Source organism: Bifidobacterium sp. B4111 (genome assembly GCF_026537235.1).
In the GTDB taxonomy this organism is placed as follows: Bacteria; Actinomycetota; Actinomycetes; order Actinomycetales; family Bifidobacteriaceae; genus Bombiscardovia.
The window spans coordinates 83,259-100,181 of record NZ_JAFNMO010000003.1 but is presented as its reverse complement, the minus strand read 5'-3'; the positions used below and the strand labels follow the sequence as shown (position 1 = coordinate 100,181).

Genomic DNA, 16,923 nt, shown 5'->3' with positions numbered 1-16,923 from the left:
ACCGGCATGATCTGCGCAGTTGCCCGCATTGCAAACACCACACGGCACAAACACCGAAGAATGCTCACTGCATAAGGTTCATTGCAAATGACTCACTGGAAGAGGGAGACGCCGCGACGCCCCTCGCAGTAGGCGTTGCCCAGCCAGGTGTGACGCGAGTTGGGCCAGACCGAACCTAGGCGGGGGGCGTTCTGGCTCATCCAGATGCTGGGCACGCGCCCATCGGCGCTGTGGGAACCCAGCAGGTTGAAGCCATTCTTGACTGCCAGCCAGTCGGGATGCTGGGTGGCGATGGCCAGACCCTCCTCCAAGGTCAGAGGGAGCCGGTCGTCGGAGTCGATCAGCTTGCGAGCCACGTCCGGTTCTCGGTTGGTGTAGCAGGTGCCGGTATGTGGCTCCAAGACAATGTAAAAGGGCCCTTCAGGCGGCTCAAACCCGTTCTGAGGCAGGAAGCTGGCGATGTCGCGCGGCGGCATGGTGGTAAAGCCCGCCATGCGATTGATGCTGGTCCGGGCGATCAGCGATTCGGGCGAGACCAGCTCCCTGGTGGGGATAAGCAGGATCTGCTCGCCTAGCTCAGTGGACTCCAGCGCAGAGATCAGGGGCTGGGCTAAGGCTCTGAAAGCAGCGGCGCTGATGTCCGCCACATCCGGATAGCCCAAGGCCACGATCCGATCCAGTTGCCGCTGCACCTCTTGGGAAGATCTGGTCATGGCCTCCAGTCTAATTCGAATCCGCCGCGACAAGCACCCACGCTGTCGACACCCACCCCGGAGCCTTGGAGAAGCCCCCTTGCCCAGGCGAGGCGTCTCAACCAAAGTCAGCGCTGGCCGTACACGTGCTGGTAGCGGTCGTTCAGACTGGCCACATCCTCGTCAGACAGGGGCACTGGCGTACCGATCTGCTCGGCAGCCCACACCGTACGCGCCACTTCCTCCGTCATCGCCGCCGCCTTAACCGCAGCCTCAGCATCAGCACCGACAGTGAAGGGGCCGTGATTGCGCATGAGCACCGCAGGGCTGCCCGGATGTTCCGCCAGGGTCTCGACCACCCCACGACCTATCTGGTCTGAACCGATCAGGGCGAAGGGCCCCACCGGCACCGGACCACCGAACTCGTCACCCATCATCGTCAATACGCATGGAATTGACCGGCCCACTGCAGCAAAGGCCGTCGCAAAGGTCGAATGCGTATGCACCACGCCAAACACTTCAGGCATATGCCGGTAGATGTAGGCATGTGAAAACACATCCGAGGAGGGGGTGGCAGATCCGTCCACCACATGCCCTTCCAGATCCGTAACCACCATTGATTCCGGCGTCAACTGTTCATAGCGCACCCCGGACGGCTTGATCACCAGCAAGTCGGCCGAATGCAGACGCTGCGAGACGTTCCCGGCCGTCCACACCACCAGCCCCCACTTGATCAGCTGGTCATGCAGGGCGGCAACATGCTCACGGACCAGCCCCACTTCAACACGTACCTCATCAGGAAAATCAGCCAAGGACGTCATAAGAACCACCACCATTCCCAATATGGGGCCGACCCTCCCTGTGAAAAGCCGGCCCGGTTTGCTTACCTGTGTGCGCAGACCCTGCTGCCCGTCCTCACAGGCTTTCCAGATCCTTGCCCTTGGTCTCCTGGGCAAAGAGGTATATAACAGCGCCGATGACCAGGCAGACACCGAAGAAGGTGAATGCCGTGGTGACAACGCCGATGTTGATGTGCTGGGAGACATAGTCGCCGCCCACCAGGAGCCCCATGAATATAGGGCCTACTATCTTGGCTGTGGCACCGATGCCGTATCCCAATCCCAGTCCGGTAGAGCGAACATCGTTGGGGAACTGCTCGCCACCGAAAGCGTTGAGGATGCCGAAGACGCCGTCTGCGAAGGTCATGATGACCAGGACGGCGATGTAGAACTGCCAGCCGGAATTGTGGAAGAAAGCTGCATAGAAGCAACCCAGGGCCCCGATGATGCCGAAGGAGAACATGGTCCAACGCCGGCCGATGATGTCAGCCAGCCAGGCAGAGCCGAATCTGCCTATGCAGTCGGCCACGGAGACGCCCATGAACAGGTAGGCCACCATTTGCGTTGAAAAACCGAAGGCATCCTTCATCAGCGTCTGACCCCAGGATTGGATGGCGAAGGAACCCAGAATAAAGCAGAAGGATCCGACAGAAATGATGACCAGCGGCTTCAAATGCTTGGACAAGAGCAGACGATAGCTGGCCTTCTGTTCCTGCTCAACCTCGGGCAGGGCACCGACCTGGTCCACAGGAAGCTCCAGAGCCCAGGCCAAGGCCTTGCGGGCATCGTCGTCACGTCCCACACTCTGGTAGAAACGGGGGGACTCAGGCACCGTCGCCAGCCAGAAGAGAAGGAGGACGGGGATAACGCCCAGGGCCACCAGCACGCGCCAATTGTCGCCGATCAGGCTCTGCGAGACGGATCCCAGGAGCAGACCCATAGGAATGAAGACCGAGGCCAAGCCGGAGAGCATGCCGCGTTGCCTGGTCGGGACGAACTCCTGGACGTAGGGAATGGAGATAATGTTAAGGCCGCCTACGCCGATGCCCACGCCTATGCGCAGGATGGCCAGCAGGATCCAGGCACCGTCAGGCAGGAAGACCGACAGGGCCGTAAAGACCACGAAGCAGAGGACACACCACTGGAAGGCATGCTTGCGGCCGAAGCGATCGGCCAAACGCCCCCAGAGGATGGATCCGATGACTGTGCCCAGCCCGGAGCAGGCCAGGATGATTCCTGCGGAGACCCCGGTCAGGTGCCAGGCCGAAGTCAGGAGGGAGACCACGAAACCGATCAGGAACATATCGAAGAATTCGGATATGTTGCCGGCTATGGCCAGGCCGATGATGCTTTTCTGATGTCCGGTCAGGGGACGAGAGTCTATCTGCTCGTAAGCGGTCAGCAGCTCCCCGGCCTGTGTGACATGTGTATCGCTCATAATGGGTTGCTTTTCTTTCTCGGATGATCATGATGATGGCGGCCCGACCCCGGTATGGTCTGACCTGAGGATCCAGGCCGCCTTCTCCGACCTTGGAGAAGGCTGCGACGGGCCTGGATCGTGAAGGAACGGTCAGCGATTGATATCCCCGCCCAGCGGAATATCAAGTTCCTGGGCGCGGATACGGGTCAGATCGCCCATATGCGTCAGGGCGTACTCGGCGGCCCGCTGCCCCCATCTGACACCGCACTCCACATCATCGGAGAGGAAGCCATGGAGAGTGGCAGCCACGAAGGAGTCCCCGGCGCCGGGACGGTCCACCACCGGAACCGTGGTGGTGACGTATTTCTTGATTCCTTTGGAGGTCCTCAGGTAAGGACCATCCAGGTGATTGGTGGAAACGATGTACTCGTTGCCGAAGCGCTGGTAGAGCTGTTCGCAAACCTCCTCGCCGGTCCCCTCGATGCCGAAGACGCTTTTGGCGTCCTTGATGGAGCAGAAGAGAATGCGGGCCTTGTGGGCAATGGGCTCCAGGACCTTTCTGGCCTAGTCACCGGTCCAGAGCTTGCTGCGGAAGTTCACGTCAAGGGCGATGTCGATGCCGCGCTTGTCCGCCTGTTCGGCCGCATAGGTCACTACCTGGGCTGTGGTATCGGTCAGGGCCGCCGTGATCCCGGTCAGGAAAAGCAGGCGGGTGTCCAGCATCCGGTCCCAGTCGTAATCATCGATCCCCGTCGATCTGAAGGGGGTGTACTCGCGGTCATAGATGACGTTGGCCGGCATAGGGGGCTCGCCCGGCTCCATGAAGTAGAGGGCGATCCGGCTGGCCGGCTTGCGGACCATGGTGCTCAGGTCAACGCCCACGGACCTGTACTCGCTCAGGACGTATTCGCCCAAGTCCCCCTCTGGCAGTGAGGAGGTCCACAGGGTCCTGCGCTGAAGCTGGGCTAGGACTCCAGCCACATTGGCCTCGGAACAGGCGGGATTCATCAGGACCGACCGGGCGTTCATCAGCCGCTCCCCCCTCCTGACCGTGAGCCTGATCTGCCCCTCTCCTATGGTCGAAAGGTCATATGCATGTTCTGCCATCACTTGCTCCTTGTCTACACGGTCGCTTTTCTAGGATGGACCACGACGTCCGCTTCAGTCCGTATTACGACCTGTCACATTCAAACTCGCACCGATCGGGTCGACCCATCAAGGGCGACCGCTGGCATCATTGCCTCCCTGCCGATGCCAAGGGGGTGGAGGACCGGCACAACCACCCCCGGGTCGCAACCGTGACGGCTGCGACCTTTACCTCAGCCTTTGGGATCGAGCACATCTATGTCGGCCCCTCGCAACCAGGTTTCCACTTTCTCCCTTGCATTCATGACGATCTGATCGGCCTGGTCCGAATCATCGTTCCACATCTCCAGCATGATCCGCCCCGACCAGGACTGCCGGGCCAGCTCGGCGAAAGCCACAGGAAAGTCGGCACAGCCCTCGCCCATGGTGATGCGACGGGGTTGCCCTGGGAGCACATCCTTGACGTGGATGGCCAGCATTCTGCCGGCTCCAGCCCTGAGCTCAGCCACGGCATCCAGCTCCTGCTCATAAAGGTTGCCGATATCCGGGTACATGCTCAGCCAGGAGGACCCGACCTGGTCGCAGATGGACAGACCCTTGGTGATGGAGGTGATGTCATTGCCGTCCACATTCTCTATACCCAGCATGACGCCGACCTGGGCCGCATACTCAGCCGCCCTGGCCAGAACCTCCACATACCTGGCGCGCTGGTCAGGATCAGGGTCCTCGTAGTAGGCGTAGTAACCAGCTACCTGGATCAAGGGAATGCCCGCCTCATGAGCCAGATCGATCGCCTTGAGGAAGATCTCATAGGCCTGACGGCGGACAGCCGGATCGGCGGAGCCGGGGCCCACCTTGCGGTGGCAGCTCAGGCAGATCCCTCCGACCCGGACGCCCTGGCGGTCAGCGGCCTGACGGAAGGCGGAAGCCTGGGCAGCCGTCCAGTCCAAGCGAGCCATCCGCTTGTCGCTTTCGTCAATGGACAGATCCATAAAGGTGAACCCATCGGCCACCACCTGGGACATGAACGCATCCCAATCATCCGGCTCGGCGGGGGACTTCAGGGCCTTCTCATAGATGCCCAGGGTGACACTGCCACTCATTGCGGCCACACCCTGCCAATGGTCTCCCGCAGCTCGGTCGCAGCGGCCAGGGGGTCGTCAGCCTTGACAATGCCGCGACCCGAAATCACCACTCCGACGGGAACTCCTTGGAAGAAGGGCAGGTCCTTGGCCGTGACCCCGCCGGTCACAGTGACCTTGAAGCCCATCTGATGCAGCTGACGGATGCGGTCCTTGTCGTCCTCCCCCCAGGTCAGCTTTCCGGCCGCTTCAGCATCACGAGAACGGTGGACGATGACCTGGGTGGCTCCAAGTCGCCGCCATTCGCGCGCCTGTTCGGGATCGTAGGTTTCGCCCAGCTCAATCTGGACCTCGCCGCCGGACTCCTGGGCCACCTTCACCACCTGTTCGACCGTGGTCATGCTAGCCCCGGCGACCACCGAGACCCAGCTGGCACCCGCCTCGAAGCAGGCGCGGGAGATGACCGCACCGGCCTCGGCGATCCTGACATCCGCCAGGATGGTCTTATTGGGATAGAGGGCACGGATCTCGCGCACGGCTCTCAGCCCTTCGGCGATGATCAGGACGGTTCCGCACTCGATGACATCCACCTGGCTCACGGCCGCATTCAGAGGCCTCAGAGCCGAGGGCATATCAAAGGTGTCCAGCGCGATCTGCAGCTGGGGGCGTTCCAGGGTCTTGTCTGCTGCCATCGCGCTCAGGCCTCCTTACGGAAGGAGAAGAAGTTGTGGGCGTTGCGGATGAGCAGCTTGTCCACGTAGTCGGGATCAAAGTCTTCAGCGATCATGCGGGGGCCGTCCACTGCCGGGTTGTAGTCCACGCCACTCACAGAGCCGTAGACCTTCTGGTAGGAGCGCTTGCCCGAGTCCGTGCCCAGGAGGATACGGTCCTCGTAGCCGTCTTTCTTGAAAGCCTTGAGCTCCATCATCCTGTTGGAATCGGGCTGATACTTGATCCTGTTGGTGCCGTCGATTTCCAGGTAAACGCCCAGATCCAGGATCTCCTCCAGGTAGTAGACATCGGCATTGCGCTGGATGTGGCCGATGGCGATCTGGTCGGCGGGGACCCCCAGTCCAATCAGGGTCTGGGCCTGTTCCAGACCACAGGTTCCATAGGTGGTGTGCGTGTTGATGGGAGCGCCGGTTTCGATGGCCGCCTTGGCGGCAGCCTCCATGCACTTGTGCTCGAAGGGCGTGATCTCGCCGTAAGCAGTGCCGATCTTGATAACACCTGCCTTATAGGGGCTGCGATCCACCAGGGGGCCGGTGTAGTCGTTGCGGTCGATGCCCTCACGGATATCGGCGATGACCAGGTCGGCGATCTGATCCACGCTGTAGCGGTTGATCCAGTGGGACTGGGTCTCCAGGTAGACATGCTCACGGTGGAAGCCGGTAGCCCCTATGATCTGCAGGTTCTCCACCGAGCGGGCCACCTCGGCCAGCTTCTCGATGTCACGGCCGCAGTTGATGGGGCACATATCCACCACGGTGCCGCCCTGCTTGCTCCAGTTCAGCGAGGCCTTGGCGAAATAGCCGGCCTCGGTCTCTGCCTTCTCGACTGAATCCAGTTGGTGGTCCTTGTCCAGGTAGACCTCACCGGCTCCCACCCGGATCAGATGGTCGTGGCTGTTGACTACGCCAAGCGTGCTCGGATCGACATCACCCAGAATGGTTCGTGCGAATGCCATGTGAACTCCTTTGTTGTTTGTGCTCTGCGACTTCGCGGCACCGGTCTTTAGGCTTTTCCATTCGGTGCCTTTGACAGGAGACAGACTATGTGAGCAGTCAATAAACAACAAGGATATTGATGAACATATGTACTTGAACTACGAGTTCAAACGCATATAGATCGCATTCTTACCCTTGGAAACAAGTATTTTTCGACCTTCAGGAGCAGATAAGCAGTTTTTCATTGATTCTGATAAAATGTACATATGTTCAGCGATTTACAGATGATGACCAGTTCGGATGCCCGCAAGCGGGTCCAGCTGCTTCTTCGCGCAGCCCGCATGTACTACCAGGACCACATGCTGCAGTCCCAGATCGCCACAGAGACAGGCTATTCCCGTCCCTCCGTCTCCCGGATGCTGAAGGAGGCCCAAGAGCGAGGACTGGTGAAGATCTCCATTGAGAATCCACTGGAACGGCTTGAAGACCTGGAGTCCAGGTTGATCCGACAATTCAACCTCCGTTGCGCTCGGGTCTCGGAGCCACCCCAAGGATGCACCGGGTATGATGTCGTACCCCGAAGCGCGGCGGCTCTCCTGGTTGAGCAGACCAGACCCGACTCTTTGATAACCGTCTCCAATGGCAACGCGGTCGCCTACACGGTTCGTGAAGTTCCCCTGCAAAACTGGGCAAAGTCCAAGGTCGTGCAGATGATCGGCTCCCTGTCGCCGACCAATCCCATGACGGATTCACCGGAGATATGCCGCATGCTGGCCCAACGATTGGGCGGCAGCTACTCGACGCTGCCAGTGCCCATGATCCTGTCTTCAACTCCTGTGGCTGAAGCCATGCGCAAAGAACGCCAGATCGCCGACACCCTGTCCCTGGGCGGACATGCCGATGTTGCGGTGGTAGGAGTCGGGTCCGTCAAGGAGGGAAGGTCAGGACACATTTTCAAGGACTACGAGAATGCGGCTTTCGTCAAGGAGGTGACCGAGCTCAAGGCTGTGGGGCACATCTGCGGACACCACATCGATGCACAGGGTCGCCACATCCAAACCAGCCTGTGCGAACGCACTATATCGATTGAATTCGAACGTCTCAAGCGGATCCCTCTGGTCATAGGCGTAGCCTGGGGACCGCAAAAAGTTGCCAGCATCCTCGCCTGTCTGCGGGCCGGGCTTATCTCGGCACTGGCCACCGACCGCGACACGGCCGAGGGAATACTCGATCTGGATCAACAGCAGAGGGGATCGGGCAGACAAGCCTCACAAGCTTCGAGCCGAGCAAAGGCCAAACAGGACTGACCCTATATGAAAGCCATCAGGCTGACAAGGCCTGGTAGAGCCGGTCTTCCCATACCCAAGAGATATGCGGGATACTTTAGGTCTGCCAAGCAATCAGCCCAGATGCACAATCAGATCCTGTCAGCGAAATGCTTGCGGACGATCAGCTCGGCGATCTGCACGGCGTTGAGGGCGGCTCCCTTGCGCAGGTTGTCATTGGCCACGAACATGGACAATCCCCGCTTGCCTTCCACGGCCTGGTCCTGGCGGATGCGTCCCACGAAGCTGGGGTCCTTGCCGGCGGCATCCAGAGGAGTGGGTATTTCCGCCAGACTTACTCCGGGGGCCTTGGACAGCAGCTCGCGGGCCTGATCAGGGGTCACATCGTGCTCGAACTCGGCATTGATGCTCATGCCGTGGGCTGTGAAGACCCCTACCCTCACGCAGGTGCAGGAGGCGGCCAGATCAGGCAGGTGCAGGATCTTGCGGCTCTCATTGCGCAGCTTCTGCTCCTCGTCGGTCTCGCCGCTGCCGTCATCGGCCAAGTCGCCTATAAAAGGTACGGCGTTGAAGGCAATGGTGCGCACCACCTTGGTGGGCGGGGGGAACTCGATAGCCGATCCGTCGAAGACCAGTCGGTCAGCACCCTGCTCCACGGCGGTTTTGGCCTCGTCGCGCAGCTGGAGGACGCCGGCACGCCCAGCCCCTGACACGGCCTGGTAGGAGGAGACGATCAGGCGGCGCAGACCGTATGTCCTGGCCAAGGGACTCAGCACCGGCATGCAGGCCATGGTGCTGCAGTTGGGATTGGCTACGATCCGCCGGGGGATAAGATCCAGGTCCTCGGGGTTGACCTCAGACACCACCAGGGGGACCTCGGGATCCATCCGCCAATGGGAGGAGTTGTCGACCACGTAGGCCCCGGCCTCGGCGAAACGCGGAGCCCAGGTTCCTGAGGTCGAGCCACCGGCGGAGAAGATGGCCAGATCGATCCCGCTCAGGTCGGCCTGCTCCACATCCTCGACCGTGATGGTCCTGTCACGCCAGCGCAGCTGCTCTCCGGCCGACCGGGACGAGGCCATGAATCGCAGGTCGGCCACGGGGAAGTTCCGTTCGTCCAGCATGCGGCGCATGACCATGCCTACCTGGCCGGTGGCACCCAGAACGGCTACATTGATGCCGCGACGTCCGTTGCCCGCCAAATCAGCCTTATTCGTCATTGCTCTCTCCTCTCCGCTCAGCGACCCGTGCCGCCATAAACGACCGCCTCGACCTGATCAGCATCCAAGTGGAAGGCCGTATGGATGGCCCGTACCGCCTCGTCCAGGTCCTGGATGGGCACCAAGGCGGAGATGCGGATCTCGGAGGTCGATATCATGAGCACGTTGATATGTCGGTCGCTTAAGGCCCGGAAGAAGGTGGCAGTGATGCCCGAATGGGTTTTCATCCCTACGCCCACCAGGGTCACCTTGCCCACCTCGGGATTGATGTCCACTGATCGGAACCCCAATTGCTCGCGTGAGTCATCCAGCATGGGAACCACCTGATCAGCCTGAGCGGACGGCAACGTAAAGGAGATGTCCACGGTGCCGGTAGCCGCCCCAGCCTGGACGATCATATCGATGTTGATGCCGCCCTCGGCAAGGATGGTGAAGAGCTGTGCGGCCACGCCAGGTCGGTCGGGCACGGCACGCAGACTGACCTGAGTCTCACTGCGGTCGTGGGCAACCCCTGAGATGATGGGTGACTCAGGGCCGTTCAGGTCCGGAAACAGGTCACCCATGGATTCGCCGTTGGTCATGTCCTTCCTTCCGTCATATCCCGTCACTTGTCAGCGCGTGCGGCGGGGCGATCCGGCAGCTGGCCGGTCTCCAAATTGGGAATCTTGTCAGCATCGACATCGTCGGGCATGATCAGCGTGCCTGGGCGATGGGAAAAGGAACTGCGCACATGGATGGGCATGCGAAAGCGCTGGGCATACTCCACGCAGCGCAGGGCCAGCACCTTGGATCCGCCGGCCGCCATCTCCAGCATCTCCTCATATGAAATGCGGGCGATTCTACGGGCGGTGGGCACAATGCGCGGGTCGGCGGTAAAGACGCCATCCACATCGGTATAGATCTCGCAGACATCCGCCTTGAGTGCCACGGCTAGGGCCACAGCCGAGGTATCCGAGCCGCCACGACCCAGGGTGGTGGCGTCGCCATCGGGGTTGACCCCCTGGAAGCCCGCCACAATTCCCACCTCGCCTCGGTCCAGGGCCTTCATGACACGCTGAGGTCGGACATGGCGGATGTGGGCTGCGCCGTAGCGGGCATCGGTCATGAATCCCGCCTGCGAACCGGTGAAGGAGTGGGCGCGCTCGCCTTGTGCATGGATGCTCATGGCCAGCAGGCTCATGGAGATGCGCTCCCCCGCCGTCATAAGCATGTCCATCTCTCGGGCAGGAGGATTGGAATCCACATCCATGGCCTGATCAATCAGATCGTCAGTGGTGTCCCCCATAGCGGAAACCACCACAGCGATGTCATTGCCAGCGCGCTTGGTGTCAATGATGCGCTTGGCCACACGCTTGATGGAGTCCGAGTCCGCCACCGAGGACCCGCCATACTTCTGAACGATAAGTGCCACTGCTGTTCCATCCCGCGACGGTTAAGCCACTAGACCATCATCTGCAACATGTTGATTACATGGATTATACGAACGACACCGTTCTATCAGACCCCCTCCACCAATATGCGAAACATTGACGGCAGCCAGGGAACCCGTGAATCAGTGACCGCAGGCCTTACAGATCGCGACGGCCGGATATTGCCCGGCCAAGGGTGATCTCATCGGCATATTCCAGATCGCTACCGACGGGCAGACCGCTGGCCAACCGGGTGACCCGCAGATCCAGAGGGCCCAGCAGCCTTCCCAGGTAGGTGGTGGTGGCCTCGCCTTCGATGTTGGGGTCCAAGGCCAGCATGACCTCCTTGACCTGATCCGTCCCCAGCCGCTTCAAGAGCTCGGGAATGCGCAGATCGCCAGGTCCGACGTTGGACATAGGGTCGATGGCCCCGCCCAAAACATGGTAAAGGCCCCGATATTCTCCGGTACGTTCGATGCTCATGACATCCTTGGGCTCCTCGACGACGCAGATGATGCTGCGGTCACGACGCGGATCCTGGCAGATAGGGCACGGGCTGGTCTCGCAGACGTTGCCGCAGATCTCGCAAAACCGAACCTTCTCCTTGGCGGCGACGATAGCATCGGCCAAATCCTGAGCGCTACGCCGATCGGCTCCCAAAATGTAGAAGGCGATGCGCTGAGCACCCTTGGGGCCAATGCCCGGCAGTTGAGCAAAGGCATCGATCAGCTCTTGAATAGCTCCATCATAGGTAGCAGCCATCATTCACCTCCCTGTCGCTGCGCCTGTTCCTGCCGGCGCTTTTGGACGTTGATCGGATTCTGGGGGTCGTCAGCAGCAAAGTCCTCCACCTTGGTCACGTCAAACAATTTGGTCAGTTCATCCTGGTTCATGGCATTGTCCGCCCCGAGCCTGGCATCGTCCATGGAATAGACATCGTCCTCAGGATCCACTGACGGCCTTGCAGCCTGGGAGGAGACTGCAGCAGGCGAGGCCCCATCCTGATCGGAACCACTGGAGGACGGACCAGCGAAGCCTGCCGGCACTCTCCTGCTCTCAGCTCCAGCAGCCTTTGCCATTGCCTGGGGGCCATCCGAACCGCCGACAGACTCGGAACTGTGAACGTCGCTCTGCGCATCCGACGAGGCTGATATGCCAGTCGCCATGACCCCTTCATCGGAAACCGCTCCAGTCCCCGATGTCGGATCCGAAGTTGCACTCGAGGCGCTCCCCTGACCGGATGAATCAACCGACGGAGAAACTTCATGGCTTTGACTGTCGGAGGACACTGCAGAGGCTGCGGCGCTGGTCCCGGAATCGGGCACGGCCCAAGGATCCGTGTCGTCGCTCATGTCCGGCAGAGCTACTTTTTTGGATTCATGGTCTTTCTGACCATTGGATCCGTCGCTGCCCTCACCGGGCTGCCAGACCTTTTGCGGCGCATGAGTCGCTGGCATGGGGTGGGCCCAGGGATCATCGTCTGGCAATACCGTCGAAGCAGTGGAGCCAAAGCCTGCCGACGGCAACGCTTCCGGAGACGACTGGACCGGACCGCCGACTGGGTGGTGAGCGTCGTCGGAATTCCCGTCTCCTGCAGCTTCTCCAGAGGTGGACCTCCCCTCCGATGCCGATGCTCCAGCCCCACCCTCATGACCAGCAGATGCCGTCATCTTCCTAGGGGCATGCCCCTGTTCCGTGGCTGCATGAGGCATAACCGCCGCTCCAAGGTTCATAGTGGCCAATCCAGCTCGCGCTAGAGCCACCTCCTTTTTGACCTCTGCGCGACGCTGGGGAGACATCCTGTTGACGGACTCCACAGTCTCGCCGTTGGCAGCCGTCCCCGATGGAGCAATCATGGTGGACTGTCCGAACTCCTGGCGAGCGCGGACCATGACGATACGCGGCACCTTGGTCTCCCCATCAACCGACTGTGCAGCCACAGCCATGGCAAAAGCATGCTGGCTGAGTGGACGGTCGAAGGTCATAGACAGTCTCTTGCGTCCGGATGGGTCTGCTTTCATGGCCACGGTAGGCACACGGTCCCGCACCACATACTGACGTACCTCATCCGGCAGGGCAGCCACCAGTGCATCCCAGCGCTTGTCCAGCTCTGTGCCGGTCGGAACCTCTGTTTCCTGTCCCCGCGAAGTATCATGCTGCGCCACAGGCTGTTGAGCCGACGAGGAAGGAACTTCTTTCCGCACGGGTTGGGCGGAACCGGAATGATCAGGCTGCCCTTCGCCTTCCTGCTTTCCCTCAGCCGGGGAATCAGAATGGGAACCTGCCATGTTCCGCGACCCAGCCGAGGTGGCGGATGCCGCAGCAGACGACGAACCCGCCCCGCCAGACTGTTCAGGGCGAACAGCACCGTCAGCACGACCAGATTGTGATGCTTTGGGCGGTCGACCGTTCTGCTGAGACCTGTCAGCGCCAATGAACCCGCTACGGGCGGGCGCCGGGGCCACGCCACTGGTGGAAGTTCCCCCTGCAACCGTTGCTTGCTCCATAGGTTCGCAGCCAATTGCCAGCAGCCTGGCGGCCAGCAGCTCCAAGCGCATTCTGGGCGAAGTGGCCCCGTTCATTCCCGCCAGCGCATCGTTGATGATGTCGGCCATTCTGGTCAGGACCTGCAGATCCAAAGCATCCGCCTGCCGACGCAGATCGGCCACCTGGTCGTCGTCGGCATCTTCGCTAAGCACGCTTTCAGCCCGTTCCCCCGCCAGCTTGAGAACCAGCAGGTCGCGGACATGGGCCAGCAGATCCTCAACGAAGCGCTGGGGCTCGAACCCGCCGACGACCACCTTTTGAATGACCCCGTAGAGACCAGCACCATCGTGGTTGATCAGCGTATCCACAGCTTCGCCGATCAGTGCGGCAGGAGTGAACCCCAGCAGAGCTACAGCCGCATCATAGGTGATGGTGTGCTCGTCAGCGCCTACCATGAGCTGATCCAACACAGAAAGGGTGTCACGCACCGATCCGCCTCCAGCCCGCATGGCCAGCTTGAGGACACCGGGCTCGGCCTTGATGTCCTCCTTTTTGCAGATGCCCTCTAGATAAGGCCCCATGACTTCCTGGGGCACGAGACGGAAGGGGTAATGATGGGTGCGGGAGCGGATGGTGCCGATCACCTTCTCCGGCTCTGTGGTGGCGAAGATGAACATGACGTGTTCCGGCGGCTCCTCGACGATCTTCAACAAGGCATTGAATCCTTGCTGGGTGACCATATGAGCCTCGTCCAAAATGAAGATCTTGTAGCAGTCACGCACAGGGGCAAAGCCTGCCCGCTCCCTGAGCTCCCTTGCATCGTCAACGCCATTATGGCTGGCGGCGTCAATCTCCACCACGTCGATGGAACCGGGGCCTCCCGTGGCCAGATCCCTGCAGCTGTCGCATTCGCCGCAGGGATGGCTGGTCGGTCCCTTGGCGCAGTTGACACAGCGGGCGAAAATCCTGGCACTGCTGGTCTTTCCACATCCCCTGGGACCGGAGAAGAGGTAGGCATGGGTCAGCCGGTTCTCATCCAGAGCTCGGGTAAGGGGCACGGTGACCTGCTTCTGACCGATGATGCCGTCAAAAGTGTCAGGCCGATACCGCCGATAGAGTGCTAGTGCCATAGTTTAAGGCTATCCATTTCTTTAGACACGTTCACTTTCCTTCCTAAGGCTTCCGACCATGCTTCCTTTTCTCATTCACAGGGCTCAGGCCCTGCCCGGGCAGACTGGACCAGACGCGGCATCATCGAGACTCCGGTGTCTACCCCCACCGAGACTTTCACGTCGCTCCCATCCACCTGGCAGTCTGTCAGGACCCCGCGGTTGAGACGGGCAACCCGGGAGGCCAGAGTACAGGGCTGCGCCTGCCCTTCGTCCAGGGCGGAAGCTGCAGCCAGAGCCGAGACATCGGCACCGGTGCGTGCATGTGTCCGGCAGATCATGAGATTGCCCAGCAGGGCGGCCAGAACCAGACCCAGGCCAACCAGAGCCATCAGCATGATGCCCAAAACCGTACCAGAGCCAGGATCCGAACCTCCTAGCCACGAACCGGTACGCTCCACGCGCGTCCTCCTGACATGTCCGAACATGACTCATTCCTCCAATATGGCCACGGCATCGCCGTGGACCTGCGCAGGCAGCACGCCCATGGGGCCGGAAACCACTGGGCATGACACCCTGACTGTCGTCTGCCCGGCCGATGGGCTCAACTTCACTTGAGCATGCGGACCGGCCATCCGATGCACCAGCCCTTGGGGATCACCCTTGCTCCGGGTGACGATCAGGTCTCTGGCAGCCGCGTTAGCCGCATCCTGACAAACCATGCCGGTTCTGATCGTCTGGGTCAGCGTCAGCAGTAAGAGAGCCAGAACCATGACGGCGGGAAGAACGATGGCGAACTCGGCCGTTACCGTACCGTCATCGGATCGCCACCGTCGTCTCCACTCGAACCGTCTTTCAGCCAGCGGCACTGAGCGCCTTCTTCACCAAACCCATCAGCAAAGTACGCGTGGAAGAGGATTTGACGATGGCCAGCAATACGCCAGCCAACGTGGCAGCTGCCACGATGATCACGGCGTATTCAGCAGTGATGGCCCCCGATTCAGGCCTGGCCAGCACCACACCCATCCGCGCACGCAGAGCACCCACTGCAGAGTCCATAGCTTGGCTGATGCGAATGTACAGAGCCGTCATGAATCGGTTGGAACGCTGCCTCATTCTTTGCAGCCACCGGGATCCGGCACTGGCAGCAGTCCATGTCTCAGTTGGCACCAATTGCCCTCCTGCCTGTCTGGTCTGCAGATGGAAGGCCGTCGCAACCTCCTGTGAATATGTCATCGTTCTCACCTTTGCCTTTCCTTGTCTTCCCCGCCCCGGCGAATGGCCGTTCCTCATAGAATCGGCATCCGATACCTTTCACTCTGCCCGCCCCAGACCCTTTCTGTCTCCTTGTCAGATGCATGTGGACGAGTGGACCTGCATCGGCAACCTGTGGACAACTGTGTCAGCATGGACTCCATGCCCTCAGGACATCCCGCCCACGAAGGCCGCAATGCAGGGGATGACTCCGATCAGCACGAAGGCCGGCAGAATGCACAGCCCGGTTGGCACCAGCAGCCTGACGGTTATCGTCGCCGTGGCCCGGGCCAGCACGCTGCGTGCATGGTGATCCAACTGGCGCAAAGTCGTCTCGATCCGCGTCAGAGGTGATGATCCCAAACGCCAGGACGGCTCCAGACAGTCAGCCAGGACTCGCATGGACTGCCCATAATCAGGATCCCCGATCGCTCCCGACCAGGACAGATCCCATCCGTTGCCACGTCCGAGCAGGTGAGCCACGCGAACCATCCGAAGCCCATAAGGGCCTGGCAGCAGCCCGCCAACCACACCCAGGGCCCTGGGCAGGGAGGCCCCCTGGCGAACAGCGACTCCCAACAAGGCCAATACCAGGCTCAAGGATGGCGTGGAGACCTGCTCATCGGCTAATCGATCACCCGGGCCGTCGGATTCCACCAACAGCAAGGCCAGTATAGTCGACAGAGCGGCAATCAGTGGTTTCAGATCCATAGATCCTCCCTGCCCAAATCGTTCATCAGCAGATCTATCCAAACCAGACCGAGAACATAGAAGGCCATCCCAAGTATCAGGCATATAGTTCCCAAGCCTGGGCGACATAGGAAGGACAACGGTCGCGCACCCATGAACTCCCCCATGATGATGGTCAACACCGGCAAGGTCGACAAGAGGCGGATCGTGGCCCTGGGCACAGCAAAGGCTTTTTCTCGGGCCTCATCCAGAGCCGCCCGCCGCCTCTGCATAGCTGCCACGGTCCGCAGCCCATCAGAAGCCCGACAGCCCAGGATGGCGCTGAGCCCATAGCAGGCCATCAGAGCCTGAGCCATAATTGTCAAAGTCGGCCCCCGTTCCTGAGGCAAGCATCGGTTCTCCAACATGACCATGACACGTTCCCACGTGACCTCCTGGGTGGCGAACCGCCGCCCGGATGCCTCCTCGAAAGCCTCTACCAGACCGCCTCCATTGTCGACATAGGCCAGCAGGGAAGTGACCAGCACCGCCAGGCCGGGCCGATCCGACTGCCTCGAGGGCCTGACTGACATGGCCTTCAGTCGTGCGGCTGCGCTGCCGCTAGGCGCAAGCAAGACCATACAGGCAATAGCCGTCATCATTGCAGCCAGCCAGGCCGCAGTCTCATCATTCATAATCCACC

The 16,923-nt window shown here is 60.8% G+C and carries 17 protein-coding genes and 1 pseudogene; 1 reads left to right on the top strand and 17 read right to left on the bottom strand.

Translation table 11 applies throughout. The features are described from left to right. Positions 1–92: 92 nt before the first annotated feature. From J3T93_RS06615 to J3T93_RS06585, 7 genes and pseudogenes are all read right to left on the bottom strand, one after another. Positions 93–713, bottom strand: a complete 621-nt coding sequence (locus tag J3T93_RS06615; protein ID WP_024626962.1) for a DUF5701 family protein — start codon at positions 711–713, stop codon at positions 93–95. 107 nt (positions 714–820) lie between these two features. After that, positions 821–1,513, bottom strand: coding sequence for an L-ribulose-5-phosphate 4-epimerase (locus tag J3T93_RS06610; RefSeq protein ID WP_267431035.1), 693 nt, complete (start codon positions 1,511–1,513; stop codon positions 821–823). Between the two features lie 94 nt (positions 1,514–1,607). Beyond that, positions 1,608–2,969, bottom strand: a complete 1,362-nt coding sequence (locus J3T93_RS06605; RefSeq protein ID WP_267399239.1) for an MFS transporter — start codon at positions 2,967–2,969, stop codon at positions 1,608–1,610. Between the two features lie 132 nt (positions 2,970–3,101). Continuing rightward, positions 3,102–4,058, bottom strand: a pseudogene (locus J3T93_RS06600) (sugar kinase). A gap of 212 nt (positions 4,059–4,270) precedes the next feature. Beyond that, positions 4,271–5,140: an L-ribulose-5-phosphate 3-epimerase gene (locus tag J3T93_RS06595; protein WP_267431034.1), complete on the bottom strand. Its 870-nt coding sequence runs from the start codon at positions 5,138–5,140 to the stop codon at positions 4,271–4,273. Beyond that, positions 5,137–5,811 (bottom strand): 3-dehydro-L-gulonate-6-phosphate decarboxylase, encoded by a 675-nt coding sequence (locus tag J3T93_RS06590; RefSeq protein WP_267431033.1) that lies wholly within the window; start codon positions 5,809–5,811, stop codon positions 5,137–5,139. The genes J3T93_RS06595 and J3T93_RS06590 overlap by 4 nt, the downstream gene beginning before the upstream one ends. A 5-nt stretch (positions 5,812–5,816) precedes the next feature. Next, positions 5,817–6,806 carry a phosphotriesterase family protein gene (locus tag J3T93_RS06585; RefSeq protein ID WP_267431032.1) on the bottom strand — a complete coding sequence of 330 codons (990 nt, stop codon included), beginning with the start codon at positions 6,804–6,806 and terminating at the stop codon, positions 5,817–5,819. A 246-nt stretch (positions 6,807–7,052) separates the two neighbouring features. Here J3T93_RS06585 and J3T93_RS06580 point away from each other — a divergent pair, with 246 nt between their 5' ends. Continuing rightward, entirely contained in the window at positions 7,053–8,093 is a 1,041-nt protein-coding gene (locus tag J3T93_RS06580) for a sugar-binding transcriptional regulator (protein ID WP_267431031.1), read from the top strand. Between the two features lie 110 nt (positions 8,094–8,203). Here J3T93_RS06580 and J3T93_RS06575 read toward each other — a convergent pair whose 3' ends face one another. The 10 genes from J3T93_RS06575 to J3T93_RS06530 form a co-directional block, all read right to left on the bottom strand. Further along, entirely contained in the window at positions 8,204–9,292 is a 1,089-nt protein-coding gene (locus tag J3T93_RS06575; protein WP_267431030.1) for an aspartate-semialdehyde dehydrogenase, read from the bottom strand. Positions 9,293–9,309: 17 nt separating this feature from the next. Next, entirely contained in the window at positions 9,310–9,873 is a 564-nt protein-coding gene (locus J3T93_RS06570) for an ACT domain-containing protein (protein ID WP_015022547.1), read from the bottom strand. A 23-nt stretch (positions 9,874–9,896) separates the two neighbouring features. After that, entirely contained in the window at positions 9,897–10,703 is an 807-nt protein-coding gene (locus J3T93_RS06565; protein WP_024626971.1) for an aspartate kinase, read from the bottom strand. Between the two features lie 157 nt (positions 10,704–10,860). After that, positions 10,861–11,463 (bottom strand): recombination mediator RecR, encoded by a 603-nt coding sequence (gene recR, locus J3T93_RS06560; protein ID WP_015022549.1) that lies wholly within the window; start codon positions 11,461–11,463, stop codon positions 10,861–10,863. Continuing rightward, positions 11,463–14,318, bottom strand: coding sequence for a DNA polymerase III subunit gamma/tau (gene dnaX / locus J3T93_RS06555; protein WP_267431029.1), 2,856 nt, complete (start codon positions 14,316–14,318; stop codon positions 11,463–11,465). Before dnaX ends, recR begins: the two co-directional genes overlap by 1 nt. Before the next feature lie 71 nt (positions 14,319–14,389). Next, on the bottom strand, positions 14,390–14,785 hold the full coding sequence (locus J3T93_RS06550) for an Rv3654c family TadE-like protein (protein WP_267431028.1): 396 nt from the start codon (positions 14,783–14,785) through the stop codon (positions 14,390–14,392). Between the two features lie 3 nt (positions 14,786–14,788). Beyond that, a complete protein-coding gene (locus J3T93_RS06545) occupies positions 14,789–15,166 on the bottom strand; it encodes a TadE family type IV pilus minor pilin (protein WP_267399229.1) in 378 nt (125 codons plus the stop codon). Further along, entirely contained in the window at positions 15,153–15,533 is a 381-nt protein-coding gene (locus J3T93_RS06540) for a DUF4244 domain-containing protein (protein ID WP_267431027.1), read from the bottom strand. Before J3T93_RS06540 ends, J3T93_RS06545 begins: the two co-directional genes overlap by 14 nt. A gap of 186 nt (positions 15,534–15,719) precedes the next feature. After that, positions 15,720–16,262: a pilus assembly protein gene (locus J3T93_RS06535; RefSeq protein WP_267399227.1), complete on the bottom strand. Its 543-nt coding sequence runs from the start codon at positions 16,260–16,262 to the stop codon at positions 15,720–15,722. Continuing rightward, on the bottom strand, positions 16,253–16,915 hold the full coding sequence (locus J3T93_RS06530; protein ID WP_267399226.1) for a hypothetical protein: 663 nt from the start codon (positions 16,913–16,915) through the stop codon (positions 16,253–16,255). The genes J3T93_RS06535 and J3T93_RS06530 overlap by 10 nt, the downstream gene beginning before the upstream one ends. Positions 16,916–16,923: the final 8 nt, after the last annotated feature.

Bases quoted from the DNA above. Each gene is read 5' to 3' on its own strand.
- J3T93_RS06580 (WP_267431031.1), top strand. From the start codon at position 7,053: ATGTTCAGCGATTTACAGATGATGACCAGTTCGGATGCCCGCAAGCGG.
- J3T93_RS06530 (WP_267399226.1), bottom strand. From the start codon at position 16,915: ATGAATGATGAGACTGCGGCCTGGCTGGCTGCAATGATGACGGCTATT.
- J3T93_RS06615 (WP_024626962.1), bottom strand. From the start codon at position 713: ATGACCAGATCTTCCCAAGAGGTGCAGCGGCAACTGGATCGGATCGTG.
- J3T93_RS06610 (WP_267431035.1), bottom strand. From the start codon at position 1,513: ATGACGTCCTTGGCTGATTTTCCTGATGAGGTACGTGTTGAAGTGGGG.
- J3T93_RS06550 (WP_267431028.1), bottom strand. From the start codon at position 14,785: ATGTTCGGACATGTCAGGAGGACGCGCGTGGAGCGTACCGGTTCGTGG.
- J3T93_RS06570 (WP_015022547.1), bottom strand. From the start codon at position 9,873: ATGACCAACGGCGAATCCATGGGTGACCTGTTTCCGGACCTGAACGGC.
- J3T93_RS06540 (WP_267431027.1), bottom strand. From the start codon at position 15,533: ATGACATATTCACAGGAGGTTGCGACGGCCTTCCATCTGCAGACCAGA.
- J3T93_RS06575 (WP_267431030.1), bottom strand. From the start codon at position 9,292: ATGACGAATAAGGCTGATTTGGCGGGCAACGGACGTCGCGGCATCAAT.
- J3T93_RS06590 (WP_267431033.1), bottom strand. From the start codon at position 5,811: ATGGCAGCAGACAAGACCCTGGAACGCCCCCAGCTGCAGATCGCGCTG.
- J3T93_RS06535 (WP_267399227.1), bottom strand. From the start codon at position 16,262: ATGGATCTGAAACCACTGATTGCCGCTCTGTCGACTATACTGGCCTTG.
- J3T93_RS06585 (WP_267431032.1), bottom strand. From the start codon at position 6,806: ATGGCATTCGCACGAACCATTCTGGGTGATGTCGATCCGAGCACGCTT.
- J3T93_RS06605 (WP_267399239.1), bottom strand. From the start codon at position 2,969: ATGAGCGATACACATGTCACACAGGCCGGGGAGCTGCTGACCGCTTAC.
- dnaX (WP_267431029.1), bottom strand. From the start codon at position 14,318: ATGGCACTAGCACTCTATCGGCGGTATCGGCCTGACACTTTTGACGGC.
- J3T93_RS06595 (WP_267431034.1), bottom strand. From the start codon at position 5,140: ATGAGTGGCAGTGTCACCCTGGGCATCTATGAGAAGGCCCTGAAGTCC.
- recR (WP_015022549.1), bottom strand. From the start codon at position 11,463: ATGGCTGCTACCTATGATGGAGCTATTCAAGAGCTGATCGATGCCTTT.